Genomic DNA, 10771 nt, shown 5'->3' with positions numbered 1-10771 from the left:
GGATGACAACCCAGAAGGTGATAGGCTCTAGCCCACTAGGCAAAGCAATAAAGTACACGCTCGGGCAATGACCTAAGCTCATTCGTTATATCGACGATGGTCACTTATCTATCGATAATAATCGCGCTGAACGCGCAATTAAACCGCTGGTTATTGGCAGGAAAAATTGGCTATTCTCCAACACACCAAATGGCGCTGAGGCGAGCGCGATGCTTTACAGTATCGTCGAGACTGCAAAAGCCAACGGCCTTATCCTCTATGACTATATGGTCAAGTGCATGAAAGAGCTAGCAAAAGCAGAGCCCGATATCGATGCACTCCTGCCTTGGAACTTCAAACATTAGTAATATCGCCCTGTAGGTTCATGGGGCGTTTACCTAAGACTCATGAGACAAGCTAACGGATGTACAAGCCTTTTGTACTTTTAGTCCATAATTGAACGCGGTGGCCAAAGAGACCGATACAACGACGAAAAAAGCGAACCATTCGGTTCGCTTTTCTATATGGTTTACGTCACAAACTTAATTGCGGTCACAGACTTAATTAATCTAGTCACAAACTTTATTGTGATGTGACAACGCTACGAATTAGTCTTCGTAGTTATCGATGCTTGGGCAAGAACAGATTAGATTACGGTCGCCGTATACGTTGTCTACACGGTTAACTGTTGGCCAGTACTTCGAGTTCTTCGTTGCTTTCGATGGGAAGCAACCAAGTTCACGAGAGTAAGGGCGATCCCATTCAGCGCCTGAAAGGTCAACTTGTGTGTGCGGTGCGTTCACTAGAGGGTTGTTGTCTAGTGGCCATTCACCCGCTTTTACTGCTGCCATTTCGTGACGGATTGCGATCATCGCTTCACAGAAACGGTCTAGCTCTTCTAAATCTTCTGATTCAGTTGGCTCTACCATTAGTGTGCCAGCTACTGGGAAAGACATAGTCGGCGCGTGGAAACCGAAGTCCATTAGACGCTTAGCAATATCTTCTTCGCTGATACCTGTGTCTTCTTTAAGTGGACGAATATCGATAATACATTCGTGCGCTACGCGGCCGTTAGTGCCACGGTAAAGAACAGGGTAGTGAGGACGTAGTTTTTCCATCACGTAGTTCGCGTTCAGAATCGCTACTTTCGTTGCGTCTGTTAGGCCAGGTTCGCCCATCATTGCGATGTAAGCCCAAGAGATAGGTAGAATTGAAGCACTACCTAGATCTGCTGCTGATACCGCGTAGTCAGAACCTTGTACACCGTTTTCGATGTGACCTGGTAGGAAAGGTGCTAGGTGCGATTTAACGCCGATAGGACCCATACCCGGACCGCCACCACCGTGTGGGATACAGAATGTTTTGTGTAGGTTCAAGTGAGATACGTCGGAACCGATGAAGCCAGGTGAAGTTAGACCTACTTGAGCGTTCATGTTCGCGCCGTCTAGGTAAACCTGACCGCCCGCTGCGTGTACTTGTTCACACACTTCTTTCACTTGCTCTTCGTATACGCCGTGCGTAGAAGGGTAAGTGATCATGATGCTTGATAGGTTTTCTTTGTGCTTCTCGATTTTCGCTGCTAGGTCTGTCATGTCGATGTTGCCATCTTCATCACACTTAACAACCACTACCTTCATAGAAACCATTGATGCTGTTGCAGGGTTAGTACCGTGCGCCGAGCTTGGAATCAGACAAACGTTACGGTGACCTTCACCGCGGCTTGTGTGGTAGCGTTGAATCGCGATTAGACCTGCGTATTCGCCAGATGCTCCAGAGTTAGGCTGTAGTGAGAAATCGTCGTAACCGGTGATTTCACATAGCTTCTCTTTAAGATCTTTTGCTAGTGCTGTGTAACCCGCCGCTTGCTCTAGAGGTGCGAATGGGTGAATTGAACCAAACTCAGGCCATGTTACTGGAATCATCTCAGCAGCAGCGTTCAGCTTCATCGTACAGCTGCCCAGTGGGATCATGCCGTGCGTTAGTGAGAAGTCTTTGTTCTCAAGCTGTTTTAGGTAACGCATCATTTGCGTTTCGCTGTGGTGCGTGTTGAACACTGGGTGAGTTAGGAACTCTGATTCACGACGACAGTTTTCTGGAATTGCCGCAAACTCATTTGATGCAATGTCAGAAGATAGCGCTTGAACGTCTTCTTTTACGTCGAAGATAGCGAATAGGGCATTCACGTCGTCGACTGTGGTTGTTTCATCTAAGCTGATACCGATCTTACCTTTAAGAAGGCGCAAGTTGATGTCTGCTGCTTGTGCTTTCGCGTACAGTGCATCTGTCTTCTCTTCAGAGTTGATTGTGATGGTATCGAAGAAGCTGTTGTTTGTTAGCTCGTAACCCGCTTTAGTCAGGCCAGCCGCTAGGATAGCTGTCATGTGGTGTGTACGACGAGCGATAGTACGTAGGCCTTCTGCACCGTGGTAAACCGCGTAGAAAGACGCCATGTTTGCTAGAAGTGCTTGAGCTGTACAGATGTTCGATGTCGCTTTCTCGCGGCGGATGTGTTGCTCACGAGTTTGCATTGCCATACGTAGCGCTTGGTTACCGTGAGTATCGATAGAAACACCGATTACACGACCTGGCATTGTACGCTTATGCTTTTCACGAGTACCCATGAATGCAGCGTGTGGACCGCCGTACCCCATAGGAACGCCGAAACGTTGTGCTGAACCGATAACTACGTCTGCGCCCATTTCGCCCGCAGGCTTAAGTAGAGCAGAAGCAAGTAGGTCAGTAGCAACTGTAACTAGTGTTTTGTTAGCTTGAGCTTTCGCAATGATGTCTGTTAGATCACGAACTTCGCCTGTTGTGCCAGGGTATTGAACTAACGCACCAAATACGTCTTGCTCTGGAAGTGTTTCAAGAGCGCCAACCATTACTTCAAAACCGATGTACTCAGCACGAGTTTTAACAACTTCTAGTGTTTGAGGGTGAACATCGTCAGCAACGAAGAATACTTTGCTCTTGCTTTTACCAGCACGCTTACACAGTGTCATTGCTTCGCCAGCCGCTGTCGCTTCATCAAGAAGAGACGCGTTCGCGATTTCCATACCTGTAAGGTCCATTACCATTTGTTGGTAATTTAGTAGAGCCTCAAGTCGACCTTGAGAAATCTCTGGTTGGTATGGTGTGTAAGCTGTGTACCAGCCTGGGTTCTCTAAAACGTTACGTAGAATAACGTTTGGAGTGAATGTGTTGTAGTAGCCTTGGCCAATGAAAGTACGTTTCACTTGGTTTAGATTAGCGATCTCTTTAAGAGAGGTCAGCATGTCCATTTCGCTCAGTGGCGCAGCAAGCGTCATTGGTTTTTCAAGACGGATTTGTGCAGGAACCGTTTCGTCGATCAGTGCGTCTAGGCTAGTCGCGTTGATCGCTTCAAGCATTTTTTGCTGGTCTGCTTTATTTGGGCCGTTATGACGAGCAACAAACTCGTTTTGTGTACCCAAGTCTTTCAGTAATTGGCTTTGAAGTAATTCAGTCATGATATCGTTCTACTTTCTCTCTGGAGCCGTGAGCTAGCCCCTAAAATTAAGCTGCTCACAAGAGCAGCTTTATTGTAATGAGGTTACCTATTAGTCTTCTTCGATAGAGCTTAGGTATTCTTCCGCATCTTTAAGGTTGTCTAGTTCAGACGCATCAGACATCTTCACTTTAACAATCCAACCACCTTCATAAGGTTCTTCGTTGATTAGCTCTGGGCTATCTTCTAGTTCTTCGTTGATTTCTACGATTTCACCAGAGATTGGCGCGTAGATATCAGAAGCAGCTTTAACTGACTCAACTAGAGAGAAGCTTTCGCCAGCTTCAATTTCGTCTTCAGTTTCAGGCAGGTCAACAAACACAACGTCACCTAGCATCTCTTGAGCGTGCTCAGAAATACCGATAGTTACAGTACCGTCACCGTTGTCTTTTACCCACTCGTGGCTGTCTGCAAACTTAAGTGTATTGTCCATTGCTTATTCTCCAAAAATTTATGAGGTTTTAATTTAAATCTTAAAAACGGTCTAACGGTAAAGAGGGAAGCGCTTGCAAAGCTCTTTAACTTGCTTGCGAACACGTTGCTCAACTTCAGCGTTGCCTTCAGGGCTTTCAACTAAGCCATCAAGTACATCGCCGATCCATTCACCGATAAGTTTGAATTCTTCAGTGCCAAAACCACGACTGGTTCCAGCTGGCGTACCTAAACGAATGCCAGAGGTAATCATAGGCTTCTCTGAATCGAATGGTATACCATTTTTGTTACATGTGATCCCTGCACGCTCTAATGCCTCTTCAGTTACGTTACCTTTCAAGCCCTTAGGACGAAGGTCAACCAGCATTAGGTGCGTGTCTGTTCCGCCAGTCACAATGTCACAACCGCGAGTTTGCAACACTTCAGCAAGAACTTTTGCGTTGTCGATCACTGAATCAATATAAGTATTAAATTCTGGGCCAAGTGCTTCGCCAAACGCCACTGCTTTAGCCGCGATAACGTGCATGAGTGGGCCGCCTTGTAGGCCAGGGAACACTGCAGAGTTGATCTTTTTGTTGATGTCTTCGTGGTTCGTCAGAATCATACCGCCGCGTGGGCCACGAAGTGTTTTGTGCGTTGTTGTTGTAACAACGTGTGCGTGTGGTAGTGGGCTAGGGTGAGCACCTGTCGCGATAAGACCCGCGATGTGTGCCATATCTACCATAAGGATAGCGCCAACTTCGTCAGCGATTTCGCGGAATTTAGCGAAGTCGATAACGCGTGGGATAGCACTACCACCTGCAATAATCATTTTAGGTTGGCTTTCGATAGCTAAAGCGCGAACCGCTTCGTAATCAATTTCAAGTGTGTCGCGGTCTACGCCGTATTGAACGGCGTTGAACCATTTGCCTGAAAGCGCAGGGCGTGCACCGTGCGTAAGGTGACCACCAGCGTCAAGAGACATACCTAGGATAGTGTCGCCAGGTTGAAGTAGGGCAAGTTTAACTGCGCCGTTCGCTTGAGCACCTGAGTGAGGTTGTACGTTCGCGTATTCACATTTGAACAGCTGTTTAGCGCGTTCAATCGCGATAGCTTCAACTGTATCTACGTGCTCACAACCACCGTAGTAACGACGGCCTGGGTAGCCTTCTGCGTATTTGTTGGTTAGGCAAGTGCCTTGAGCTTGCATTACTGCTTTAGAAACGATGTTCTCAGAAGCAATAAGTTCGATTTGTTCGTTTTGACGAGTGTTCTCTGCTTGGATGCCAGCAAATACTGCGTCGTCAGTACCAGATAGGTTCGTAGTGAAAAAACTGTCTAAGCTATGGTTTTGGTAAGCGTTCATTGTCGAGACCTTTCATTAAGCTAATGGTGATTATTTTTATAGTCCATTAGGTCTTAAGTTGATTTCTGCATCGGTATCGTTTGCGTTATATAGGTGTATAAATAGTGCGTTGCTTCTTATTTATACGACCATAGCGTCAAAGCGATCGTTGTAGGGTCAATGCAGCACGAATTGGTTCCCAAAAATTTCGGGTAAAAAACAGCTCTTACAAATGTTAAATCTATCACTTGCTGCAAGCTGAAGTAGCATCTCTTCATCTAACAAGTCGATAACATAGCTCCGATAAAATCAATTTTCAACAAAAATTTCCAATAGGAAACAGATTTTCTCGTTTTGCTACAGGGAGCACGCTTTATTTCTCTGTGTGCTCTTTAATCAACAAAGCGCTTCATGCAACAATGAAATCAATAGACAGGAAGTAAGAAATGAATGAGGGACCTATGTCAGAAGACATTTATGATGAGTACCCATCTTTAACGTTGGCGAAAGAGACGTTAGATCAGAATATCGAACCACTTAGGCTCGGCCAGCGTATTAAAGATATCCGCAGCAAGCTGGGCATTACGTTAGAAGAGGCGAGCCAACGTACTGGTTTGGCGCGCTCTACGCTGAGTAAAATCGAGAACGAACAAATCTCACCGACGTTCCAAGCGATGCAGAAATTGGCTATGGGTTTGCAAATTGATATGCCGCAACTCTTTGAGCCACCAAGAAAAAAGGTTGCCACAGGACGTCGTGACTTAACTAAAGCAGGTCAGGGCAAACCTCACCCAACTCCGACTTACGAGCATGAACTGCTCGCGACAGAACTTTCGAATAAGAAGATGATGCCGTTCAAGAGCCGAGTGAGAGCACGCACCTTTGAAGAGTATAACGATTGGGTTCGCCACGATGGTGAGGAGTTCTTGATGGTGATCTCTGGTGATGTGATGTTCTACTCAGAATTCTATGAGCCGGTACCCATGAGCGAAGGTGACAGCATGTATTACGACGCCAACATGGGGCATATGTTGATTTCTACTAGTACAGAAGATGCACTGATTTTGTGGGTGACTGCAAAATAAGTTAACAAAGTTAGAATTTCTTATAGTGAATACAAACGTTTGCTTTTGTTTCTAACGTTTGCCAAAAGACGCGATGTTGGTGTGAAAAGCATCAATATCGCGTTTTTGTATGCGACTGAAAGTTGTTTTTAAATTGTTAAATATCACATTTTGAGCTGTTTTAATCTTGTTAAGGGTGTAAAACTGACTCAGGCTTGTTTACTATAGTGAACACGGTTTACTCATGTTGATTGAAGTTTACTGAAGTGAATTCTTAGAAAGTGAGTCGTATAGCTTTTATACAGAAGCCTCTTTTTATATCGCTAGTAATAAAAGCCTATATAGAAGACATCACTTTTTACTATCTACTGTTTCTAACGTTAACCCATATCGTTAGAGGCGACTCTAAATAGAGATATAAGCGGCAGATTCGATTTGGAAAGCCTGCAACGCTTCATGGAGAATAAAATGACTCAAGAACACGCTAATCAAGACTTACTAAAAACACCTCTGCATGCACTTCACGTTGAAGTCGGCGCAAAAATGGTTCCTTTTGCTGGCTACGACATGCCAGTTCAGTATCCACTAGGTGTAAAGAAAGAGCACTTGCACACTCGTGACGCTGCTGGTCTTTTTGATGTTTCTCACATGGGGCAACTGCGTCTACACGGTGAAAATGCAGCCGCTGTTTTAGAATCTCTGGTTCCAGTAGATATTATCGACCTGCCTTCTGGTAAGCAGCGCTACGCCTTCTTTACTAATGAACAGGGCGGCATCATGGATGATCTTATGGTTGCTAACCTTGGCGATCACCTATTTGTTGTTGTGAACGCGGCGTGTAAAACACAAGATATCGACCACATAACGGCTCACCTTCCTGCAGACGTAAAAATGGAAGTGATTGATGACCGCGCTCTATTAGCACTTCAAGGTCCGAAAGCGTCTGAAGTTCTGGCTCGTTTCCAACCAAGCGTTGCAGACATGCTGTTCATGGATGTTCAAAAAGTCGATATCGACGGCGTAGAGTGCATCGTAAGCCGCAGTGGTTATACCGGTGAAGATGGCTACGAAATCTCAGTACCGAACGACCACGCTGAAGCACTAGCACGTAAGTTAACTTCAGAAGCTGAAGTTGAGTGGATTGGCCTTGGTGCTCGTGACTCACTTCGTCTTGAGTGTGGTCTATGTCTGTACGGTCACGATCTAGATACAACAACAACGCCGGTAGAAGCTAGCCTTTTATGGGGTATCCAAAAAGTGCGTCGTACTGACGGTGAACGTGCAGGCGGTTTCCCTGGCGCTGATATCATCCTTGAGCAAATCGCGACTAAAGACGTTCAACGCAAGCGTGTTGGTCTTGTTGGTCAGACTAAAGCACCAGTACGTGAAGGCGCTGAGCTGTTCGATGCTGAAGACAACAAGATTGGCGTTGTAACAAGTGGTACTGCGGGTCCTAACGCGGGCAAGCCTGTTTCTATGGCTTACGTTCGTACTGACCTAGCGGTTATTGGCACTAAAGTATTCGCTGAAGTTCGTGGCAAGAAGCTACCAATGACAGTAGAAAAAATGCCATTCGTACCTCAGCGTTACTATCGTGGCTAATCTCTTTTAAGAGAAACCACTAAGCTAAATGAAAGCCTATTGTTTGCTTCTCTTTATTGGGAAGCCTAACGGTAGGCTTTTTTGATTTTGGTAGCGTATGTCTTTGGTAACGTATTGCTTTTAACGTTACCCACTAACAACGGTTACTTAAAATTCGTTTATAAAATGAGATATGTGGCGATATCGTTACAAATACTTACTATAATCACGATTGTGACGTGTTATGGTGACGATTCATCATTTTTGTAAATAAGTAGTAGGGGTTACAAGGAGTTAACTATGAACGTAAACCATACAATGAGTCCGGTTCGTAAAGCCGTTTTAGGGCTTTTAGCGCCAATGATTTACACATCAAGTGTTATGGCGACAGAAAACTCGGTCGAAGTTTCTCCTGACGCGACTGTGACACCTTATATTGTTAATGGCAGCGATGCATCAGTTAGCGATTTCCCTTCAATGGCCAGCTTGTTCATCGATCGTATTGATTATGACGGTGTTTACTCAACAGGCCCTTACTGTGGTGCAACAATTTTAGATAACTATCATGTACTGACTGCTGCACACTGTATTTATGGTGATGAGAATGCTCAACTTTTCACGGTAGTTGTTCCTCAATTGGAAGATACTTCTCTATTCCCTAACGGTAGCATCCAGAAAGTACGAGTATCTGAGGTGTATTATCGAACGGATTATTCAAACAGTATCAATCAACTATTAAGAAATGATATTGCGATTTTAAAGTTAGAAGCTTCTCTTAACCTTCAATCCTCAGCTGAAACTGTTATCCCTCAATTTGATACATACCTTAATGCTGCGAATGATTTCGTTGCAGTTGGCCATGGTGACATCGAGACTGATGTTGATGGTACGACATTGCTACAACAAGTTGACCTGACATATGTTGATACTCTTAATTGTAAAGCTGTTTTCGGTCCGTTAGTCACTGATAAACAAATTTGTTTCAACGGTAACGGACCGAATAATGGCTTATACGGGGGTACATGCCAAGGCGATTCTGGTGGTCCGGTGTTTTGGAAAAATGGCTCTACATATGAACAGGTCGGTATAACGAGTTTTGGGCCGACTACTTGCGGTGATGACATCGGCGTAACATCTGTATTTACAGAGGTATATGATTATAAAGATTGGATTACGGATGTAACTAAAGGGGTAAATGATAGCACGGAAACTGTCCAGTTTACCGCGACAGAGGCAAAACGAGTTGCTGTTGCTGGGACAAGTGCGTCAACTGGCTCTGGTAGCAGTGGCGGAGGTATTTCATTTGGTTTGCTAGGGATGCTGATGTTGATTGCTGGTGTTAGAAAAGCAGTTAAACGTTAGATCTTCAATGTTTTGAACAAGTCGACGCTTTATTTAAAGATAGCGTCGACTTTTTATTTTTTACTTTTGCAGGTGTGCAGTTGGTTAGTTGCTTGTAGAACTAGTTACTCAGCTCGATAACCGCTTTACGGCTGTATCTTTCTAGAATCTCATCCATCTCTTTTATCGCAGCATTGATGCTTTTAATCCCACCTTGAGCCACACCTTTTTCATTTTCGTTCAATGCAGAAAAAGCTTGCTTTAATTCCTTACCTTCCAACATGTTCCCGTGCAGCAACACCTCTTTGTACGTGAGTAGCTTATGTTGTATTGCAATAATTTCTGGGCGGGGATTGTCTGATTCTAATGCGTGACTAATGCAAGGTAATGCCAATGTATAGCGATTCGCAATTTCCAATTTGACGTCTTTCTTATTCGCAATATGCAATTTTTATTATTTCCCAACACTTGAATACTCAAGTTACCTAGCCTGTACGTTCACAACTGATATCAGTGTGAAGGTTTATGAAACGTAACGGTTTTATCAAGCGAATAATATGCCTTTGATGGCTTATGTAAACCATCACAAGTCAATATGGTCTGCTTCTTGCTGAATTTAGGACATAACTGTCTTTTGAGGATGAGCTTATGTCACAAGAACCCATAATATTGGCGCTGATTGAGCGTAGGAAACAAGCCAACTTGTCTCAAGAAAAGTTAGCCTCGAGTGCAGGAATGAGCTTAAAAACCTATCAAAGGATTGAACGCGGAGAGGCGGACATCAAGATGTCTCAGTATCGTTCAATCACTAGAACCTTAAAAGTGACGGATTTGGATGTGGTGCTTGATATTGTTGGCGCATCACAAGTAACAGCGGAAGATGTAGCTGCGGTCAGTCGTCTGCTGACCAGCGAAGAGCGCCTGTTGTTTATCAAGCTGATTTTGTCGGTCAAAAAGAAGCAGTAGTCTTTCTTTCAAATAAACAGCGTAATAGATCGATTCGTTAGTCAAATTGACAGATACTTCTAGGGTAATGTGTTCTCTGAGGGCATGAAGCCATCAGCTCACTCTTCCACGCAGCTGTTTGGTGGTGCTTCTTTGTTTTTTGCTTTCTAAACGTCTTTTCTGAGAGCCACGCGTCGGCTTAGTTGCTCGTCTTACTTTTTGAACCTTTGTCGCTTCCAAGATCAATTCTTTCAAGCGCACTAAAGCATCATCTCGGTTTTGTTCCTGAGTTCTATACTGTTGCGCTTTAATGATAATCACACCGTCTTTGGTGATGCGGCTATCTTTGTGTGCGAGGAGCTTTTCTTTATAGAAGTCAGGTAGGGTAGAGTGCTTGATATCAAAACGTAAATGTATCGCGCTCGATACTTTATTGACGTTCTGACCGCCGGCTCCTTGTGCTCTGATCGCTGTTAACTGGAGTTCCCAGTCTTGAATCGAAACAGAGTTAGATATTTGTAACATAAACATCCATTTTGAACGGTAATATGGCGCCATGATACTGAATATTGGTTATGG

9 protein-coding genes and 1 pseudogene are annotated in these 10771 nt (G+C 44.4%); 5 read left to right on the top strand and 5 right to left on the bottom strand.

Features of this window, described 5'->3' with window-relative positions; translation table 11 throughout:
- Positions 1-344 (top strand): annotated as a pseudogene (locus AB6E52_RS12870) (transposase); the annotation flags it as partial.
- Between the two features lie 243 nt (positions 345-587).
- Here the strand turns inward: AB6E52_RS12870 and gcvP are convergent.
- The 3 genes from gcvP to AB6E52_RS12855 form a co-directional block, all read right to left on the bottom strand.
- Complete coding sequence (gcvP, locus tag AB6E52_RS12865) at positions 588-3467, bottom strand: aminomethyl-transferring glycine dehydrogenase (RefSeq protein WP_102319701.1); 2880 nt, start codon at positions 3465-3467, stop codon at positions 588-590.
- Between the two features lie 90 nt (positions 3468-3557).
- Positions 3558-3938 (bottom strand): glycine cleavage system protein GcvH, encoded by a 381-nt coding sequence (gene gcvH, locus AB6E52_RS12860; protein ID WP_008216962.1) that lies wholly within the window; start codon positions 3936-3938, stop codon positions 3558-3560.
- Positions 3939-3989: 51 nt separating this feature from the next.
- The gene (locus AB6E52_RS12855; protein WP_102319702.1) at positions 3990-5282 is read right to left on the bottom strand and encodes a serine hydroxymethyltransferase; all 1293 of its coding nucleotides are present in this window, start codon (positions 5280-5282) and stop codon (positions 3990-3992) included.
- A gap of 440 nt (positions 5283-5722) precedes the next feature.
- On the opposite strand from AB6E52_RS12855, the gene AB6E52_RS12850 reads away from it, so the two are divergent.
- The 3 genes from AB6E52_RS12850 to AB6E52_RS12840 all read left to right on the top strand — a co-directional run bounded on the left by AB6E52_RS12850 (position 5723) and on the right by AB6E52_RS12840 (position 9268).
- Complete coding sequence (locus AB6E52_RS12850; RefSeq protein ID WP_017059847.1) at positions 5723-6346, top strand: helix-turn-helix domain-containing protein; 624 nt, start codon at positions 5723-5725, stop codon at positions 6344-6346.
- 447 nt (positions 6347-6793) lie between these two features.
- Positions 6794-7927, top strand: coding sequence for a glycine cleavage system aminomethyltransferase GcvT (gene gcvT, locus AB6E52_RS12845; RefSeq protein ID WP_102319703.1), 1134 nt, complete (start codon positions 6794-6796; stop codon positions 7925-7927).
- Between the two features lie 279 nt (positions 7928-8206).
- Positions 8207-9268 carry a trypsin-like serine protease gene (locus AB6E52_RS12840; RefSeq protein WP_102319704.1) on the top strand — a complete coding sequence of 354 codons (1062 nt, stop codon included), beginning with the start codon at positions 8207-8209 and terminating at the stop codon, positions 9266-9268.
- A gap of 100 nt (positions 9269-9368) precedes the next feature.
- Here AB6E52_RS12840 and AB6E52_RS12835 read toward each other — a convergent pair whose 3' ends face one another.
- Entirely contained in the window at positions 9369-9695 is a 327-nt protein-coding gene (locus AB6E52_RS12835) for a hypothetical protein (RefSeq protein WP_102319705.1), read from the bottom strand.
- 200 nt (positions 9696-9895) lie between these two features.
- On the opposite strand from AB6E52_RS12835, the gene AB6E52_RS12830 reads away from it, so the two are divergent.
- A complete protein-coding gene (locus AB6E52_RS12830; RefSeq protein ID WP_102319706.1) occupies positions 9896-10213 on the top strand; it encodes a helix-turn-helix transcriptional regulator in 318 nt (105 codons plus the stop codon).
- Between the two features lie 93 nt (positions 10214-10306).
- On the opposite strand, the gene arfB is transcribed toward AB6E52_RS12830, so the two are convergent.
- Positions 10307-10717 (bottom strand): alternative ribosome rescue aminoacyl-tRNA hydrolase ArfB, encoded by a 411-nt coding sequence (arfB, locus tag AB6E52_RS12825; RefSeq protein WP_017059842.1) that lies wholly within the window; start codon positions 10715-10717, stop codon positions 10307-10309.
- Positions 10718-10771 lie beyond the last annotated feature (54 nt).

Source organism: Vibrio sp. 10N.247.311.13 (assembly GCF_041467595.1).
GTDB classification, from domain to species: Bacteria; Pseudomonadota; Gammaproteobacteria; order Enterobacterales; family Vibrionaceae; genus Vibrio; species Vibrio crassostreae_C.
This window is presented reverse-complemented; position numbering and strand designations above follow the sequence as displayed.

Bases quoted from the DNA above. Each gene is read 5' to 3' on its own strand.
- gcvP (WP_102319701.1), bottom strand. From the start codon at position 3,467: ATGACTGAATTACTTCAAAGCCAATTACTGAAAGACTTGGGTACACAA.
- gcvH (WP_008216962.1), bottom strand. From the start codon at position 3,938: ATGGACAATACACTTAAGTTTGCAGACAGCCACGAGTGGGTAAAAGAC.
- AB6E52_RS12855 (WP_102319702.1), bottom strand. From the start codon at position 5,282: ATGAACGCTTACCAAAACCATAGCTTAGACAGTTTTTTCACTACGAAC.
- AB6E52_RS12850 (WP_017059847.1), top strand. From the start codon at position 5,723: ATGTCAGAAGACATTTATGATGAGTACCCATCTTTAACGTTGGCGAAA.
- gcvT (WP_102319703.1), top strand. From the start codon at position 6,794: ATGACTCAAGAACACGCTAATCAAGACTTACTAAAAACACCTCTGCAT.
- AB6E52_RS12840 (WP_102319704.1), top strand. From the start codon at position 8,207: ATGAACGTAAACCATACAATGAGTCCGGTTCGTAAAGCCGTTTTAGGG.
- AB6E52_RS12830 (WP_102319706.1), top strand. From the start codon at position 9,896: ATGTCACAAGAACCCATAATATTGGCGCTGATTGAGCGTAGGAAACAA.
- arfB (WP_017059842.1), bottom strand. From the start codon at position 10,717: ATGTTACAAATATCTAACTCTGTTTCGATTCAAGACTGGGAACTCCAG.